The organism is Paraburkholderia sp. J41, from assembly GCF_905220235.1.
Lineage (GTDB): Bacteria > Pseudomonadota > Gammaproteobacteria > Burkholderiales > Burkholderiaceae > Paraburkholderia.
Genome location: NZ_CAJMZE010000019.1, coordinates 42,125 through 58,579, shown reverse-complemented (window position 1 = coordinate 58,579; position 16,455 = coordinate 42,125). Strand labels below are relative to the sequence as shown.

Annotated in this window: 13 protein-coding genes; 3 read left to right on the top strand and 10 right to left on the bottom strand. The window is 67.8% G+C overall.

All coding sequences use genetic code 11. The features are described 5' to 3' along the window. Positions 1–125: 125 nt before the first annotated feature. The gene (locus tag U5805_RS20050) at positions 126–1,706 is read right to left on the bottom strand and encodes a UbiD family decarboxylase (RefSeq protein ID WP_322105242.1); all 1,581 of its coding nucleotides are present in this window, start codon (positions 1,704–1,706) and stop codon (positions 126–128) included. Between the two features lie 740 nt (positions 1,707–2,446). On the opposite strand from U5805_RS20050, the gene U5805_RS20045 reads away from it, so the two are divergent. Continuing rightward, entirely contained in the window at positions 2,447–3,688 is a 1,242-nt protein-coding gene (locus tag U5805_RS20045; RefSeq protein ID WP_322105241.1) for a lytic transglycosylase domain-containing protein, read from the top strand. Between the two features lie 103 nt (positions 3,689–3,791). Here U5805_RS20045 and U5805_RS20040 read toward each other — a convergent pair whose 3' ends face one another. The 4 genes from U5805_RS20040 to ribBA form a co-directional block, all read right to left on the bottom strand. Then, the gene (locus U5805_RS20040; protein ID WP_322105240.1) at positions 3,792–4,985 is read right to left on the bottom strand and encodes a pyridoxal phosphate-dependent aminotransferase; all 1,194 of its coding nucleotides are present in this window, start codon (positions 4,983–4,985) and stop codon (positions 3,792–3,794) included. 127 nt (positions 4,986–5,112) lie between these two features. Further along, positions 5,113–5,547: a transcription antitermination factor NusB gene (gene nusB, locus U5805_RS20035; protein ID WP_322105239.1), complete on the bottom strand. Its 435-nt coding sequence runs from the start codon at positions 5,545–5,547 to the stop codon at positions 5,113–5,115. Continuing rightward, positions 5,544–6,056, bottom strand: coding sequence for a 6,7-dimethyl-8-ribityllumazine synthase (gene ribH, locus U5805_RS20030; RefSeq protein WP_322105238.1), 513 nt, complete (start codon positions 6,054–6,056; stop codon positions 5,544–5,546). The genes nusB and ribH overlap by 4 nt, the downstream gene beginning before the upstream one ends. A gap of 137 nt (positions 6,057–6,193) precedes the next feature. Beyond that, the gene (ribBA, locus tag U5805_RS20025) at positions 6,194–7,348 is read right to left on the bottom strand and encodes a bifunctional 3,4-dihydroxy-2-butanone-4-phosphate synthase/GTP cyclohydrolase II (protein WP_322105237.1); all 1,155 of its coding nucleotides are present in this window, start codon (positions 7,346–7,348) and stop codon (positions 6,194–6,196) included. A gap of 452 nt (positions 7,349–7,800) precedes the next feature. Between ribBA and U5805_RS20020 the strand changes: the two genes are divergently transcribed. Continuing rightward, positions 7,801–8,130, top strand: coding sequence for a HigA family addiction module antitoxin (locus U5805_RS20020; RefSeq protein ID WP_322105236.1), 330 nt, complete (start codon positions 7,801–7,803; stop codon positions 8,128–8,130). A gap of 57 nt (positions 8,131–8,187) precedes the next feature. Here the strand turns inward: U5805_RS20020 and U5805_RS20015 are convergent, their stop codons facing one another. The 5 genes from U5805_RS20015 to U5805_RS19995 form a co-directional block, all read right to left on the bottom strand. Next, complete coding sequence (locus U5805_RS20015; RefSeq protein ID WP_322105235.1) at positions 8,188–10,029, bottom strand: ABC transporter ATP-binding protein; 1,842 nt, start codon at positions 10,027–10,029, stop codon at positions 8,188–8,190. 445 nt (positions 10,030–10,474) lie between these two features. Continuing rightward, positions 10,475–11,104 carry a riboflavin synthase gene (locus U5805_RS20010; RefSeq protein WP_322105234.1) on the bottom strand — a complete coding sequence of 210 codons (630 nt, stop codon included), beginning with the start codon at positions 11,102–11,104 and terminating at the stop codon, positions 10,475–10,477. Positions 11,105–11,139: 35 nt separating this feature from the next. Beyond that, complete coding sequence (gene ribD / locus U5805_RS20005) at positions 11,140–12,258, bottom strand: bifunctional diaminohydroxyphosphoribosylaminopyrimidine deaminase/5-amino-6-(5-phosphoribosylamino)uracil reductase RibD (protein WP_322105233.1); 1,119 nt, start codon at positions 12,256–12,258, stop codon at positions 11,140–11,142. Between the two features lie 115 nt (positions 12,259–12,373). Then, positions 12,374–13,708 carry a glutamate-1-semialdehyde 2,1-aminomutase gene (hemL, locus tag U5805_RS20000; RefSeq protein ID WP_322105232.1) on the bottom strand — a complete coding sequence of 445 codons (1,335 nt, stop codon included), beginning with the start codon at positions 13,706–13,708 and terminating at the stop codon, positions 12,374–12,376. Positions 13,709–14,058: 350 nt separating this feature from the next. Beyond that, positions 14,059–14,700 (bottom strand): hypothetical protein, encoded by a 642-nt coding sequence (locus U5805_RS19995; protein ID WP_322105231.1) that lies wholly within the window; start codon positions 14,698–14,700, stop codon positions 14,059–14,061. Positions 14,701–15,098: 398 nt separating this feature from the next. On the opposite strand from U5805_RS19995, the gene U5805_RS19990 reads away from it, so the two are divergent. Continuing rightward, positions 15,099–16,337, top strand: coding sequence for a Bcr/CflA family multidrug efflux MFS transporter (locus U5805_RS19990; RefSeq protein ID WP_322105230.1), 1,239 nt, complete (start codon positions 15,099–15,101; stop codon positions 16,335–16,337). The last annotated feature ends 118 nt before the right edge of the window (positions 16,338–16,455 follow it).

Here is a 16,455-nt window from a genome sequence, read left to right as displayed (position 1 = left end):
GTAATGGTTCGCGACATTCGCCATTCGCGAGATGGGTCGATTCGTGCTGCCGATTCGTACGCCGATTCGCGAGGTCGATCTTGCAAGGTCGATGCCGCGCGGCCCGAGGTCGATTCGCTCGGCGATCATAAGCCGAGTTCGCGATAGAGCGCATCGACGCGCGTTTTCACGGCGGCGTCCATCTCGATCGCGCGGCCCCATTCGCGGTTCGTTTCGCCGGGCCACTTGTTGGTCGCGTCGAGCCCCATCTTCGAGCCGAGTCCCGCCACCGGCGAAGCGAAATCGAGGTAGTCGATCGGCGTGTTCTCGACCAGCACGGTGTCGCGCGCCGGGTCGATGCGCGTCGTGATTGCCCAGATCACTTCCTTCCAGTCGCGAATGTTCACGTCTTCGTCGACCACGACGATGAACTTCGTATACATGAACTGCCGCAGGAAGCTCCACACGCCGAACATCACGCGCTTCGCGTGGCCGGGGTAACTCTTCTTCATCTGCACGATCGCCATGCGATAGCTGCATCCTTCCGGCGGCAGATAGAAGTCGGTGATTTCGGTGAATTGCTTCTGCAAGAGCGGCACGAACACTTCGTTGAGCGCGACGCCCAGTACGGCCGGCTCGTCGGGCGGTTTGCCCGTGTAAGTGGAGTGGTAGATCGCGTCGCGGCGCAGGGTGATGCGCTCGACCGTGAACACGGGAAACCACTCCTGCTCGTTGTAATAGCCGGTGTGATCGCCGTACGGGCCTTCGAGCGCGTGCTCGTACGCCGCGCTCGCGCCTTTCGCAGGGCGCGGCGGCGCACCGGCGGGCGCCGGGCCGGGCTGGCCTTCCTGCGGATAGATAAAGCCTTCGAGCACGATCTCGGCGCGCGCGGGCACCTGGAGCGTGTCGACGCCCGGCGTGAGGCACTTCGCGAGTTCGGTGCGGCCGCCGCGCAGCAGACCCGCAAACTGGTATTCGGAAAGCGTGTCGGGCACCGGCGTCACCGCGCCGAGAATGGTCGCCGGGTCGGCGCCGAGCACGACCGCCACCGGATACGGCTTGCCGGGATTCTGGAGCGCGAATTCGCGAAAATCGAGCGCGCCGCCGCGGTGGGCGAGCCAGCGCATGATGAGTTTGTTGCGCCCGATCAGTTGCTGGCGGTAGATGCCGAGATTTTGTCGGCTCTTGTTCGGGCCGCGCGTGACGGTCAGTCCCCATGTAATCAGCGGACCGGCGTCGCCGGGCCAGCAGGTCTGAATGGGCAGCCTGGCGAGATCGACATCGTTGCCTTCCCAGACGATTTCCTGGCAGGGCGGGGCGCTCACCGTTTTCGGCGCCATGTCCCACACGGCCTTCGCCAGCGTGAGCAGCTTGCCCGCGTCCTTGAGGCCGCGCGGCGGTTCCGGCTCCTTGAGCGCCGACAGCAGCCGGCCGACGTCGCGCAGCGACTCGAGCGCGATAGTGTCGCCTTCGGCGCCTTCGCGGGCCCCGGCGGCTTCGATACCCATGCCGAGCGCCACGCGCCGGGGCGTGCCGAACAGATTGCCGAGCACGGGGAACGCGTGCGCCGAACGGTTCTCGAACAGCAGGGCGGGACCGCCCGCGCGCAGAACGCGATCGCATAGCTCGGTCATCTCCAGCACCGGGGAAACGGCTTGCGGGACGCGGCGCAGTTCGCCGAGCGTCTCCAGGCGACCAACGAAGTCGCGCAGGTCTTTGTATTTCATCGGGAGCGGCGGTTGGATCGATGTCTGCCCGAAGCGAGGCGGGACATCGAACAGGTCGGGCCAATCTGGCGAAATCGGCGAACAAGGCGAGACCCCGCAAGGTCAGGCCGGCTTGCCGCCGTGTGCCGCGCAGTGTGCCGCGCAGTGTGCCGTAAACCCGGCTGCGCGAGCGGGTTTCGAGGGCGGCACGGCGCATGCTCAAGCGCATCGGCGTCAAAATAGTGCGCGCTATACAGCGATTGTCGATTTTACCTGTGTTGGCTAGCGCACGCTGGCATTCAACGGGCATAACCGGCTCAAGACGCGCGTGGAGAGCGGGTCTCCACTGATTTGGCCGGTTTTATCATTACAATTAGTTATAACTTTCACTTTCTATAGTATTGACGATCTATTAAACGCTGCTAGAATCCGTCCACACTGGTTGCAGGGCTTGAAATTTTTAACCACTTCCCGGTCCTTCAGACGCAACGCGTCGCCGTTTAGCCGACTCCCTGCCCGGCTTGATCGGTATAGATTGATTGTCTTCGCCAGCGCTCGCTTGCGCTGGCTGTTCGCGTGAGAGCTTCCACGGGCGCCCAAGGCGTGCCACGTTGTTCAGGAAGCTCCACCCACGGCGTACCTTGCCGTTTTCCCGACGCCGCTGCCGCACCAGCCAGGGCGCGCGGTGTCTTGATCCTGTTTCGGCCGTCAGCTTCGTGCCGGCGCCTTCGCGGGATCATGCAACATGGGGAGATCTGTAGATGAATACCTGGTTATCGTGGTGGCGTGCCGATGAGCGTGTCGCTCTCGGCCTCCGTGCGCTGCTGCGTCGTGGCACCCGCCTGAGTCATCACCTGTTCAGCATCGTCGGCGGTTGCGCCTTCGTGCTCGCGCTCGCCCTCTGGCTGCTGCCCGCGTGGCGCGGCACGCTGGCGGCGCGCATGATGCCCTTCGTTTCGGCGGCCGTGCAAGCCGGCCCCGCGCGCCTGCTGCAAGGCAATCCGCTGCCGTCCTTCACGCCGTCCGGCGCCGGCGCCACCGACAACGAACCGCTCGCCAGCAACGGCGCCAACGATTCCGGCGTCGGCGAGGGCGGCGAAACGCCCACCGTGGCGCCCGCGCTCGTGCCCGACACGGGCGTGACGCCCGCCGGCTCGAACGGCGCCGTCTCGCGCGTCGCCAGTTCGGTGTCGAACGGCGGCATCGCCACGCTCGACGCCGTCACGCTGAACGGCCTCGATCCGCGCGCGTTGCCGAGCGTCGGCTCGCTCGCCCGCATGATTCCCGCTCAGCGCATCACGCCGGACGCCCGCGACGACCGCGTGCTCGTTTCGGCGCGCGAGCAGGCGCTCGTCGCCACCTACCTTTCGCGCCGCTATCGCGTGGCCCAGGAACCCGTGGGCGAACTGGTGAAGGCGGCGTTCGACACCGGCCGCGAAGTCGGTCTCGATCCGCTGCTGCTGCTCGCGGTGATGGCCATCGAATCGGGCTTCAACCCGTATGCCGAAAGCGGCGTGGGCGCGCAAGGCTTGATGCAGGTCATGTCGAAGGTGCATTCGGACAAGTTCCAGTACTTCGGCGGCCAAAGCGCGGCACTCGACCCGCTCGCGAACATCAAGGTCGGCGCGTTGGTGCTGAAGGATTGCATCGCGCGCGGCGGCTCGCTGCCCGGCGGCCTGCGCCTGTACGTGGGTTCGTCGACCCAGGACGACGGCGGCTACGGCGCCAAGGTGATGGCCGAGCGCGGACGCCTGCGCGACGTCGCGCACGGCCGTAGCGTGCCGATCAACGCGCCGCAGGCGCCCGCGACCACCACGGCGAGCGCGCCCGTGCAGAAGGTGGCGAGCGAGGCCGGCGACAAGCGCGTACACGTGACGCTCGACGGCGCGCATGCGCTCGACGAAAAAGCCGCGACCACGCCGGTCAAGGCTTCGTCCGAGCAGGACGACGCCAGCAGCGGTTCGCCCGCGCCGAAGCGCGCGGCGCCGGAACTGGGCGCCTGATCCGGGCGCCTGATTCCCGCTTGCGTGGCGGCGTCGCATAAGGAAAAAGGCACCTTCGGGTGCCTTTTTCATGCGTACGACAAACTTGCGGGCTTGCGCGAAATCAACGTCCGAAAAAACCGCGCAGCCGCTCCACGGCTTCCTCCAGCCGCGCATACGCCGTGGCGTAGGACAGCCGCACGTACCGGTGCGGCGCGGCCACGCCGAAGTCCATCCCCGGCACGATCACCGTGCCCGCCTCGTGCAGCATCGCGCGCGTGAGCGCGTCGCTGTCGCCGGCGGCGGGATGATTGACGTTCGAGCAGTCGGCGTACACATAGAACGCGCCGTCGGGCATTACGGGAACCGTGAAGCCGAGCGATGCGAGCGCGGGCGCGATGAAGTCCCGGCGGCGCTTGAATTCGAACCGGCGCGCTTCGTAGATTTCAAGGGTGTCCGGCTCGAAGCAGGCGAGCGCCGCGTGCTGCGCGAGCGCCGACGCGCAGATGAACAGGTTCTGCGCGAGCTTCTCGAACGCGCCCACCAGCGCGGGCGGCACCACCAGCCAGCCAAGGCGCCAGCCGGTCATGTTGAAATATTTCGAAAAGCTGTTGACGGTGACGACGTCCTCGCCGAACGAGAGCGCGGAAACGGGCGGCGCGTCGTACGAGAGGCCCTGGTAGATTTCGTCGACGATCGTGAAGCCGCCGCGCTCGCGCACGGCATGCACGATGCGCTCGAGTTCGGCGGGTTCGATCGACGTACCTGTGGGATTGGACGGCGAAGCGAGCAGCACGCCGCGCGTGCGCGGCGTCCATAGGCGCTCCACGTCGGCGGCCGTGAGCTGGAAGCGCGCTTCGGGGCCGCTCGGCACGAGCACCGGTTTGCCTTCCGCGGCGGCCACGAAGTGCCGGTTGCACGGATAGCTCGGGTCGGGCATGAGCACTTCGTCGTCGCGGTCGACGAGCGCTGTGCATGCCAGCAGCAGCGCCGCCGAGGCGCCCGCCGTCACGACGATGCGCGCGGGGTCGACCTCGACGCCGTAGGCGTTCCGGTAGTGCCCGGCGATCGCCTCGCGCAGCGCATGAATGCCGAGTGCGCCCGTGTACTGCGTGACGCCGCGGCGCAGCGCGGCGGCCGCGGCCTCGACGACGGGCTCGGGCGCCGTGAAGTCGGGTTCGCCGATACCCATGTGGATGATGTCGCGTCCGGCGCGTTCGAGCGCAGCCGCTTCCTTCGCCAGTTCCATGACGTAGAAAGGCTGGATCGCGTCGACGCGCGCGGCAAGCCGCAGCAGCGGTTCGGCAACGGTGTTCATGCGGGCGTTTCCAATGCAGACAGATCGCGGCGCGGGGCAGGGCGCGCGTTCGAACGTGAATACGAACGCGAATCCCGCCGCGCGGCGCTCGGGTACGACCGGGGGCTAACGGCCCAAGACCTACGACTTACGACTTGCGCGCGGCCTGCGCTTCGGTCGAGCGCAGTTGCGCCGCGATCTTGTCGAGCACGCCGTTCACGTACTTGTAGCCGTCCGAGCCGCCGAACGTCTTGGTCAGTTCGACCGCCTCGTTGATGACGACGCGATACGGAATGTCGACGTGATGCTGGAACTCGTAGGTCGCGACCATCAGCACCGCGCGTTCGACGGGCGAAAGCTGTTCGATCGGACGGTCGAGACACGGTGCGATCGCGGCCGACAGCGTGCCGGCTTCGCGAATCACGCCGTGCAGGAGCGCGTCCAGGTGCTCGTGATCGGCCTTGTCGTAGCCCTGCGAACCGCGCAGTTGCGCGTCGATTTCGCCGGCGGGCACACCCGACAGCAGCCACTGATACAACCCCTGCGTGGCCAGTTCGCGGGAGCGGCGGCGCGCGCTCTTCATTGCTGTTCCTCTTCGTCTTCCTCGTCTTCTTCGTCGTCGCCGCCGTCCAGTTGTTCGAGCGCGACCGTGAGGTTCGCCATCTCGACTGCGACGCGCGCGGCGTCACGACCCTTTTCGGTCATGCGCGCGACGGCCTGTTCGTCGTTTTCCGTGGTCAGCACCGCGTTGGCGATGGGCACGTTGAAATCGAGCGAAACGCGCGAGATGCCCGCGCCGCTTTCGTTCGAAACGAGTTCGAAATGATAGGTTTCGCCGCGCACGACCGCGCCGAGCGCGATGAGCGCGTCGAACTGGCCGCTTTCCGCGAGCTTTTGCAGCGCGAGCGGAATTTCGAGCGCGCCGGGCACCGTGACGAGCAGCACATCTTCGCCCGTCACGCCGAGGCGTTCGAGTTCTTCGATGCAGGCGTCGGCGAGGCCGTTGCACACGGGTTCGTTAAAGCGCGACTGGACGATGCCGATGCGCAGTCCGTCGCCGTCGAGGTTCGGTTGATATTGTCCGATTTCCATGTGGTATCCGTTGTCCGTTGGTTCGGTTGAGCGTGGTGACGCGCGTTGATATGTTGGGTTGTGAGTGGGCGCGGCGCTGGTTGCTGGGCTTTCCGCGGTGCCGTTGCCGTGTTCGTCAGCGTTCGTTCGTGCCCGTATTACGCGCGTTCGGCCGCGTCGGGCGGGCACGGCGCCTGGGCGCTGCTGCCGGGCATCGGCACGAAGCCCGTGACTTCCAGACCGTAGCCCGACATGCTGCCGAGGCGGCGCGGCTTCGAAAGCACCTGCATGCGGCCTACTCCCAGCTCGCGCAGGATCTGTGCGCCGATCCCGTACGTCTTGAAGTCGACGGGACGCCGCGCGAGCGCCTCCGCGCGCTCTTTCTGGTCGAACGCCTTGAACACGTCGATCAGATGTTCCTTGCTCTCGCCGCAATTGAGCATGACGATCACGCCAAGTTCCCGCTCGGCGATTTCGCGCATGGCCGCGTCGATGGTCCACGAGTGCGTGGACGAGCTGGTTTCGAGCAGATCGAGCATCGAAAGCGGCTCGTGTACGCGCACGGGCGTTTCCTTTTCGGGCGTGGGCGCGCCGCGCACGAGCGCGACGTGCGGCGTGCCGGTCGGCTGATCCACATACATGATCGCGCGAAACGCACCGTGCGCCGTTTGCATGGTGCGCTCGGCCACGCGTTCGACGATCGATTCGGTGCGGCTGCGATAGTGGATCAGGTCGGCGATCGTGCCGACTTTCAGGCCGTGCTCCCGCGCGAATTCCATGAGGTCGGGCAGGCGCGCCATGGTGCCGTCGTCCTTGATGACCTCGCAGATCACCGAAGCCGGCGTGAGGCCCGCGAGCGCCGTGAAGTCGCAACCGGCTTCCGTGTGGCCCGCGCGCACGAGCACGCCGCCCTGCTGCGCCATGATCGGAAACACGTGGCCCGGCTGCACGATGTGCTCGGCGCGCGCGTTGGGCGCGACCGCCGCCTGGATCGTGCGCGCGCGGTCCGCCGCCGAAATGCCCGTCGTGACGCCTTCCGCCGCCTCGATGCTGACCGTGAACGCCGTGCCGTATTGCGTGCCGTTGCGATGCGTCATGAGCGGCAGGTTGAGCAGCTTGCAGCGCTCCTGCGTGAGCGTGAGGCAGATCAGACCGCGGCCGTGCTTCGCCATGAAGTTGATCGCTTCGGGCGTGACGAATTCCGCCGCGATGACGAGGTCGCCCTCGTTCTCCCGGTCTTCTTCGTCGACGAGGATGACCATCTTGCCGGCTTTGAGTTCGGCGATGATCTCTAGGGTGGAAGCGAGCGTCATGTTCGGATTCTGGCTGGAAAGCGCGTATTTTACGCCACGCGGACGGGCGCGTCGCCCGAACGCGGGTCGCGCGCATGCGTTTTTGCCGGCTCGCCGCGCCGCCGGCGCGGCAATCGGCGCCGGTTTGCATTGGCCGAATGGCCGAAGGGCCGACCGGTGCGGACATCGAAGTTTACGACGATAGTAACGCTTGACGTTATTAACGTGATCCGTTACTACCGTAATCAGTTTGTTTGCGTGGCGCGGCCATTCGCAAGCCGCAGCGGATTCGCGCGGCGGCCACGCTTTTGTTTCGGCCGCGCGCCGCCGGCCAACCGGCTTGAGCGCCCGGGCGGCGAACCCGATGGCCGGCACCGCATCCGCATCGAGGCGCAATGGCGCATCCGTTTTCATTTCGCGCACGGCGAGCATCCGAAGTGCGCATCGTCGGCCTGTCACCGAGGAGTTCCATCATGTCGCGCGAAGTCCCGCTTGCCACGCCAGGCGAGATTCTCAACGAGAACTGGCTCAAGCCCATGGGCATCAGCCAGTACGCGCTCGCCAAGGCGATCGGCGTGCCGGCGCGCCGCATCAACGAAATCGTGCTCGGCAAGCGCGCGATCACGGCCGACACGGCCGTGCGCCTCGCCGTCTATTTCGGCACCGACGCGCATGGCTGGATGGAACTGCAAGCGCGCTACGACACCGAAATCGCGCGCGAGGCGCTCGCCGAGGTGCTCGCGGCCATTCGCCCGCATCCGCGTGCGGGCGCGGCCACCCCCGCCGCCGAACCGTCCGCCTGAGGCGCCGCGCCCGGTCTCTCGCCGCGCCGGCCGGGAGCAGCCGCGCGGGCGGCGGCGCTAGCGGAGGATCACGTCGTCGGCGAGACCTTTGGTCAGTTCCAGCGCCTGGCGCTCGAACAGGCGGCGGTAAAGGCCGTTCTCGCGGCGCACGAGCGCGTCGTGCGTGCCTTCCTCCACCACGCGCCCGCGATCCAGCACGAGCAGCCGGTCGAGCGCGCGCACGGTGGAAAGCCGATGCGCGATCACGACCGTCGTGCGGCCGACCATGAGCCGCTCCATCGCTTGCTGGATCAGCACTTCGCTTTCGCTGTCGAGGCTCGAAGTGGCTTCGTCGAAGATCAGAATGGGCGCATTGGCGAGAAACGCGCGCGCGATGGCCACGCGCTGGCGCTCGCCGCCCGAAAGCTTCACGCCGCGCTCGCCCACGAGCGTGTCGTAGCCGTGGGGCAGCGCCATGATGAAGTCGTGCGCGCTCGCGAGCTTCGCCGCGTGTTCGATTTCGGCGCGCGTCGCGCCCGGCCGCGCATAGGCGATGTTTTCCGCGAGCGAGCGGTGGAACAGCACGGGCTCCTGCTGGACGATGGCGATCTGCGAGCGTAGCGAAGCCTGCTGCACGCGCGCGATATTTTGGGCGTCGATGCTCACGCGGCCGCCCGAGACGTCGTAGAGGCGCTGGATCAGCTTGACGAGCGTCGTCTTGCCCGAGCCCGAATGGCCGACCAGCCCCACGCGCTCGCCCGGCGCGATGCGCAGCGTGAGATTTTCGTAGAGCGGCCGTTCGTGCGCGCCGTAGCGGAACGTCATGTTCTCGAAGCGAATGTCGCCTTGGTCGATGACGATGGGCGGCGCGCCGGGTGCGTCGTCGATGCCGAGGGGTTCGGCGTCGAGCATCACGAGTTCTTCCATGTCGTTCACGGAGCGCTGAAGGTTGCGCACGTGCATGCCTACGTCGCGCAAATAGCCTTTCAGCAGGAAGAACAGCGTGAGCGCGAAGGTGATGTCGCCCACGCTCGCGAGGCCGCGCGCCCACAGCAGCAGCGCCGAGCCGAGAATGGCCGCCTGCATGCCCACGAGCAGCACGCCCTGCACGCCGCCGTTGAAAGTGCCGCGCCGCCACGTGCGCCGCGTGCGGCTATTCCATTTGGCGATCACGCGCGCGAGCCGCGCTTCCTCGCGCGACTCGGCGCCGAACGCCTTGACCACGGCGTTGCAGGAAATGGCGTCCGCGAGCGCGCCGCCCATTTTGGTGTCCCACTGGTTTGCGAGGCGTGCCGAGGGCGCGACGTAGAACAGCGAGAGCGAGACCGTGATCGCGAGATACAGCACGGAGCCCAGGCCCACGACGAGCCCCATCACGTGCCATTGCAGCGCGAGCAGCAGCGTCGAGCCGACCAGCATCACGAGCGACGGAAAGAGCGCGACGAGCAGCGTGTCGTTGAGCAGATCGAGCGCCCACATGCCGCGCGTGATCTTGCGCACGGTCGAGCCCGCGAAGCTGTTCGCGTGCCAGTCGGTCGAGAAGCGCTGCACGCGGTGGAACGCCTGCGTGGCGATCTCGCTCATCATGCGCAGCGTGAGCACGATGATGTTGCGAAACGCCGCCTGGCGCATCATCGTGCCGATCAGGCCGAGCGCCGTGAGCGCCCAGAACGCGACGACGGCCGCGTGCCACGCGGCGGCGTTGCCCGCCGTGGCGTCGTGCGTGAGCGCGTCGACCAGTTGGCCCGCGTAGTGCGGCGTGAGCACGTCGGCGACGGCGCCCAGCAGCGAGGCGAGCGCGACCGCGCTCACGCGCACCGGCTGGCTCGCCCAGTGGCGGAAGGTGAAGCCGAGAACCTTGCGGAACGTCTGTCCGCCCGACTCGGGCTTCGCGTCGGATGATCTGTTGGACTCTGTCATGGACAGCCTGCTCCGGGCCGATGCCCGAAGACTCTCCTGGAATAGTGCGTTGATGCGGCGAGCAAGCGGAATACGGCATACGCGCGCCCGAACCCGGAAGGCCGGACGGCGCAAATTCGAAAAACCGCAAAAACCGTAAAAAACCGCGAGGGGCCACTGAAGGCCGAAGCGGCGGCTGGAAACCGCTCGCCGGCCGGGAAACCGCGCTAACGCGCTACGGCAGCGCGGGAAGCGGAAGCGTTGCGCGCATGCCGGACGGCGCGGGCAACGGCGCCCGAACCGGCGGCATGGCGGCGGTCGTGTCGATCAATGCCATGCATGCCTCCCTGTGCGGTTCGGGTGATGAAGGCGCAACGCGAAGCCGCGCGCGCGGAAAAAGAATGCCGATTCTATCAGCGGCCGGCCGCGCATGCTCGCGCCCCGGCCGGTTCGGGCTCGCCCGCGCCTAGTCCTTGTCGACGAGCTTGTCGGCGGACAGCATGCGCTCCACGTACCGCGCGATCAGGTCGATCTCCAGATTGACTTTCGAGCCCGCCTGCAAATGCTTGAGCGTCGTCACTTCAACGGTGTGCGGGATCAGGTTGATCGAGAATTCGCAGCCGTCCGCGCGGTCGTCCACCGTATTGACCGTGAGGCTCACGCCGTTCACCGTGATCGAGCCTTTGTAGGCGAGATAGCGGCCGATTTCGGCTGGCGCGAGCACGCGCAGCTCGTGCGATTCGCCCACGGGCGCGAAGCGCGTGACGGTGCCCAGACCGTCCACATGACCGGAAACGATATGGCCGCCCAGCCGGTCGTTCGCGCGCAGCGCTTTTTCGAGATTCACTTCGCCCGGCTGCGTGAGGCCGACCGTGCGGTTCAGGCTTTCGCGCGATACGTCGACGTCGAAGGTCGTGGCGGTCTTGGCGATGGCGGTCATGCACGCGCCCTGAATGGCGATGCTGTCGCCGAGCTGCACGTCGTCGAGGCCGAGCGTGCCCGCGTCGACGGTGAGGCGCACGCCGGCGTTTTCGTCGGCGCCCAGCGGCGTGATCGATTCGATGCGGCCCACTGCCGCGACGATTCCGGTAAACATCGTGTGGTTCCTCGTATTCGATAGGGATAAACGGTTCAGTCGTCCTGCGTGGCGACGACGCGCGCGAGCACGCGCAGGTCGGCGCCGACGCGATCGACGGCATGGAAGGCGAGCCGCGTGCGCCAGTCGAGCTTGTCCGGCGCGGCGATGTCGATCATGCCGAGCGCGTTCGTGCCGAGCAGCGAAGGCGCGAGGTACACGAGCAGTTCGTCGACGCAGCCTTCGCGCATCAGCGAGCCGTTGAGTTTGTAGCCGGCTTCCACGTGCAGCTCGTTCACGCCGCGCGCGGCGAGTTCCGCGAGCATCGCGGGCAGATCGACCTTGCCGTGCGGGTTGCCGAGCGCGACGATCTCCGCGCCGCGCGCGCGCAGTTGCTCCGCGCGTTCCTCGTTGCCGGCGTCGAGCGCCGCGCAGAACACGAGCGTGGGCGCGCCCACGAAAATCTGCGCGAGCGGCGAGACGTCGAGGCGGCTGTCGATCAGCACGCGCCGGGGCTGGCGCGGCGTGTCGATCGCGCGCACGGTCATGCGCGGGTCGTCTTCCTTCACCGTGCCGATGCCCGTGAGGATCGCCGAGGCGCGCGCGCGCCACGCGTGGCCGTCGGCGCGCGCGGCTTCGTCGGTGATCCACTGGCTTTCGCCCGAGGGCAGGCCGGTGCGGCCGTCGAGCGTCGCCGCCACTTTCATGCGCACCCAAGGGCGCTTGCGCGTCATGCGCGAGACGAAGCCGATGTTCAGCTCCCGCGCCTCGTTGGCGAGCAGCCCGCAGCGCACGTCGATACCGGCTTCGCGCAGCATCGCGAGACCCCGGCCCGACACCTGCGGATTCGGGTCTTCCATCGCCGCGATCACGCGCGCGACCTTCGCCTCGATCAGCGCATTCGCGCAGGGCGGCGTGCGGCCGAAGTGGCTGCACGGTTCGAGCGTCACGTAGGCGGTCGCGCCGCGCAGATCGTGGCCGCGCGCGCGGGCATCCTTCATCGCCTGGATTTCGGCGTGATCGAAACCGGCGGGCTGCGTGAAACCTTCGCCGATCACCACGCCTTCCTTCACCAGCACGCAGCCCACGCGCGGGTTCGGGTCGGTCGTGTAAAGGCCGCGCACCGCGAGGGCGAGGGCGCGTTCCATATGGACGAAATCGGATTGCGAGAACATCGGTGTGCTTTCTCTCGGGCGGCGGTTGAGCGCGGGTGCGTGGCGGCGCGGTGGTGCGGTGGTGCGATACGCGCCCGGCCTGAAAGGCGCGGGCGCGCCGGTGCGGCTTGCGCGGTTATTGCGTGACGTTGTCCGCGGCGGCTTCGGCGGCGAACGCGCGGCGCGCGGCCTCGATGGTTTCGTCGAGAATCGCGTCGTTGTGCGTGCTGGAAACGAAGCCGGCTTCGTACGCCGAGGGCGCGAAATAGACGCCCGCATCGAGCATGCGATGGAAGAAGCGGTTAAAGCGCGCGATGTCGCTCTTCGTGACCTCGGCGAAGCTGCCCGGCACGGCGTCGGCGAAATAAAGGCCGAACATGCCGCCCACGGAGTCGGCGGCGAACGGCACCTGCGCCGCGCGCGCGGCTTCGCTCAAGCCTTTCACGAGGCGCTCCGTTTTCGCGCCCAGTTGCTCGTAGAAGCCCGGCGCCTGGATCAGTTGCAGCGTCTTGAGACCGGCCGCGACGGCGATCGGGTTGCCCGAGAGCGTGCCCGCCTGATACACCGTGCCGTTGGGCGCGAGGTGGTCCATGATCTCGCGGCGCCCGCCGAAGGCCGCTGCCGGCATGCCGCCGCCGATCACCTTGCCGAGACACACCATGTCGGCTTGCACGCCGTAGAGCGCTTGCGCGCCGCGCAGGCCCACGCGGAAGCCGCACATCACTTCGTCGAAAATCAGCACGCTGCCGTGCTTCGCCGTGAGGCTGCGCAACGCGCCGATGAATTCGGGCGTGGCCTTGACGAGATTCATGTTGCCCGCGACGGGCTCGACGATCACGGCGGCGATCTCGTCGCCGAACGCCTTGAACGCTTCTTCGAGCGCGGCGACGTTGTTGTATTCGAGCACCGTGGTGTGCTTCGCGACGTCCACCGGCACGCCCGCCGAAGTCGGATTGCCGAACGTGAGCAGGCCCGAGCCGGCCTTCACGAGCAGGCTGTCGGCGTGGCCGTGATAGCAGCCTTCGAACTTCACGATGCGATCGCGCTTCGTGTAGCCGCGCGCGAGCCGCAGCGCGCTCATGGTCGCTTCGGTGCCGCTCGAAACCATGCGCACCTGTTCCATCGACGGCACGATCTTGCAGATTTCCTCGGCGATCTCGATTTCGGCTTCGGTCGGCGCGCCGAACGAGAAGCCGTTGGCGAGCACGCGCTGCACGGCTTCGAGCACTTCGGGATGCACGTGACCGACGATCATCGGGCCCCACGAGCCGATGTAGTCGATGTAGCGCCGGCCTTCGGCGTCCCAGAAGTACGGGCCTTGCGCTCGCTCGATGAAGCGCGGCGTGCCGCCCACCGAGCGGAAGGCGCGTACCGGCGAGTTCACGCCGCCGGGAATCGTGCGCTGGGCGCGTTCGAAGAGGGCGGCGTTGCGCGACGTCGTGCTGGACTGCGGAGTAGGGTTGGCGGACATGAGTGCGGGACCTGCGAGAGTGATGTGGCGCGCGGCGGCGCGGCGCGCGGCAACCGCGCGGCGAGCGCGGGCAGTGCGCCGCTCATGCCGTCGGGCGGACCCATGCGGCGCGCGAGGCGCGGGCACGGGGCGGGCGATAAGCGATTTTCCTGAAATTGTACCTAAGACGGGCGGATCGGGCCGGGCGCTCCGGCGGCGCTGCCTGGGCGCGAGGAACGGGGCCGCCGTTGGCGGCCGCCCGCGGGCGATGGGGCGGGCCGCCCGTTCGCGCCGGCGGCAACGCGGGTTCGGCCGCGCACGAGTGCCGAATGAGCGTGGAAAGAAGGGCTTCTCGTTGCGTCGAATGGGCGTCAGGGACGGGAAGGGCGGCTGCGCCGGCGCCTGGGCGCGGCGGGTTGCTGCGGCGCGGTGTCGCGCGTCGTACCGGCCGTGCGGGTCTGGCTGGCCCGTTTTCGCGCGGGTTTGCCATCGCCCGGTTCCAGCGGCGATGCCGCTCCCGTGCGTTGCGCGTCGTGCCACGCCTGCATGGCCGCGAGCGCGGCCACAGGCATCGGCCGCTTGCCGGTCAGATCGGCCCAGCGCTTTTCGAGCGGTCCTTCCGCTACCGGCTTGATGACGGTGCCCGAGCTTTGCGCGTCCCAGGTCTGCACGGAAAACGGATGCGCGCGCAACGCGTCGCGCGCGATCACGACGTTCTCGCCCGCATCGACGAGCCAGTCGTAGACGAAGTCGATGCACAGCCGGTAGCCGCGCTTGTACGCGGCGTCCGGCACTTCGTAAGGCGCGCGCGTGACGTAGCCGGAGCCGAACAGCCCGCGCGGCTCGGCGGCCACGCGGTGCAGGAACACGCGGTCGCCGGGGAGGATGCCGCGCGCGAAGCCGCAGCCCCACGTATCGGCGACGGCCTCGCCCGCGCGCACGCGGCGCGCGAAGTCGGGCAGTTCGGGCCAGGGCCACTTCTTGGGGCTCCAGATCAGCAGGAAGGCGGTCATGTGGGGCGCGGCGAGATTGGAAAACGGCGAAAGCGGCCGGGAGCGGGCAAACGCAAACGAACGCAGGCGAATGCAGACGAACGCGGGCAAACGCAAACGACTGCTGACGAACGCAGGCAAACGCAGGCAAACGCGGGCAGCTTAGCGCAAAGCGGCGTGCCGCCGCGCCGAAGGCTTCCGGTAAGCGTCGGGTACAATGCGGCGGCACCGTTGCCGCTGTTCGCGCGCCGATGGCCCGGCTTTACGCGGGCTGTCGCGCGGTGGCCTCGGTTGTCTTCGTCGTCGTCACACTCGAAGCGCGCCGCATCGCGCCATGCAAACGCAGTGCCGCGCAATGCCGCGCGCAACACAACGCCACGCAACGCAACGCACAAGCGCACCTCGTCGCCACTCACACCATGTCCCATTCCCCGCGCCGCCGGCCCGATGGCCGGCTGATCGTGTTGCTCGGTGCGCTGGCCGCTTGCGGCCCGCTCGCCACCGACATGTACCTGCCGAGCCTGCCCGCCATCGCCCAGTCGTTCGGCGTGAGCGCTTCGGCGGCCGCCGCGACGCTCACGAGCTTCATGGCCGGCTTTTCGGTCGGCATGCTGCTCTACGGTCCCGTTTCCGACGCCTACGGCCGCCGCCCGGTGCTGCTCGGCGGCATCGCGCTGTTCACGCTCGCGAGCATCGCGTGCTGGCTCTCGTTTTCGGCGGGCGAACTGGCGATCGTGCGCTTTCTTCAGGCGCTCGGCGCGGGCGCGGCTTCGGTGCTCGCGCGCGCCATCGCACGCGACGCCCACGAGCCGTCCGACGCGGCCAAGGTCTTGTCGATGGTCGCCATCGTCACGTCGATCGGGCCGCTGCTCGCACCGCTCATCGGCGGGCAGTTGCTGCTGATCGGCGGCTGGCGCGTGGTGTTCGTCGCGCTCACGCTGTTCGGCATCGCCTGCGGCGTGGCCGCCTGGCTGCGCGTGCCCGAAACCTGGCCCGCCGAAAAACGCGAGAGCGCGGCCGTGCTGCGTTCGTTTGCGGCGTACGGGCGGTTGCTGCGCGACCCGCTCGTGTGGGGGCACATGCTCTGCGGCGGCATGGCATTCGCCTCGATGTTCACCTATATCTCGGCCACCCCCTTCGTCTACATCGAATACTTCCACGTCTCGCCGCAGCACTACGGCTTCTTCTTCGGCATGAACGTGTTCGGCATCATGCTCGGCAATTTCCTCAACACGCGCTTCATCGGCCGGTTCGGCACGCTGCGCATGGTGTCGGCAGCGTCGGGCGTGAGCATCGTCGCGTCGTTGTTCGTCGCGTTCGTGTGCCTGACGGGCCTGGGCGGCTTGTGGTCGATCGTCGCCGGGCTGTTCTTCGTGGTGAGCGTGGTGGGGCTGCTGGGCGCGAATTGCGCGACCGACCTCATGTACCGCTACCCGAAAAACGCGGGCGCGGCGGCGGCCGTATTCGGCGCGGCGCAACTCGGGCTGGGTGCGTTGGCGAGCGCCGTGGTCGGCTGGTTTCCGGGCGTCTCGCCGTTCGGCATGGGCTGCACGATCGGCGCGTGCGGCGTGATGACGTGGATCGGACGCCGTATCGTCGTGAAATGGCACGGCCGTCCCGCGCCGGGCGCGGCGGCGGTTTCGCCGCGGCAGATTTGATTCGCCGATGTCGGCGATCGGGATGCGCGATCGCAACTAACAGCCGAGCGTGAGCGCGCGACGACGTGGGGGAGCACGCCGCAGCGTGAATGCGCGCGCCGCAGCGTAAGTGAGCACG

Coding starts and splice junctions, on each gene's coding strand:
- hemL (WP_322105232.1), bottom strand. CDS start 13,708: ATGTCCGCCAACCCTACTCCGCAGTCCAGCACGACGTCGCGCAACGCC.
- ribBA (WP_322105237.1), bottom strand. CDS start 7,348: ATGACGCTCGCTTCCACCCTAGAGATCATCGCCGAACTCAAAGCCGGC.
- ribH (WP_322105238.1), bottom strand. CDS start 6,056: ATGGAAATCGGACAATATCAACCGAACCTCGACGGCGACGGACTGCGC.
- U5805_RS20045 (WP_322105241.1), top strand. CDS start 2,447: ATGAATACCTGGTTATCGTGGTGGCGTGCCGATGAGCGTGTCGCTCTC.
- U5805_RS20050 (WP_322105242.1), bottom strand. CDS start 1,706: ATGAAATACAAAGACCTGCGCGACTTCGTTGGTCGCCTGGAGACGCTC.
- U5805_RS20020 (WP_322105236.1), top strand. CDS start 7,801: ATGTCGCGCGAAGTCCCGCTTGCCACGCCAGGCGAGATTCTCAACGAG.
- U5805_RS20015 (WP_322105235.1), bottom strand. CDS start 10,029: ATGACAGAGTCCAACAGATCATCCGACGCGAAGCCCGAGTCGGGCGGA.
- U5805_RS19995 (WP_322105231.1), bottom strand. CDS start 14,700: ATGACCGCCTTCCTGCTGATCTGGAGCCCCAAGAAGTGGCCCTGGCCC.
- nusB (WP_322105239.1), bottom strand. CDS start 5,547: ATGAAGAGCGCGCGCCGCCGCTCCCGCGAACTGGCCACGCAGGGGTTG.
- U5805_RS20040 (WP_322105240.1), bottom strand. CDS start 4,985: ATGAACACCGTTGCCGAACCGCTGCTGCGGCTTGCCGCGCGCGTCGAC.
- ribD (WP_322105233.1), bottom strand. CDS start 12,258: ATGTTCTCGCAATCCGATTTCGTCCATATGGAACGCGCCCTCGCCCTC.
- U5805_RS19990 (WP_322105230.1), top strand. CDS start 15,099: ATGTCCCATTCCCCGCGCCGCCGGCCCGATGGCCGGCTGATCGTGTTG.
- U5805_RS20010 (WP_322105234.1), bottom strand. CDS start 11,104: ATGTTTACCGGAATCGTCGCGGCAGTGGGCCGCATCGAATCGATCACG.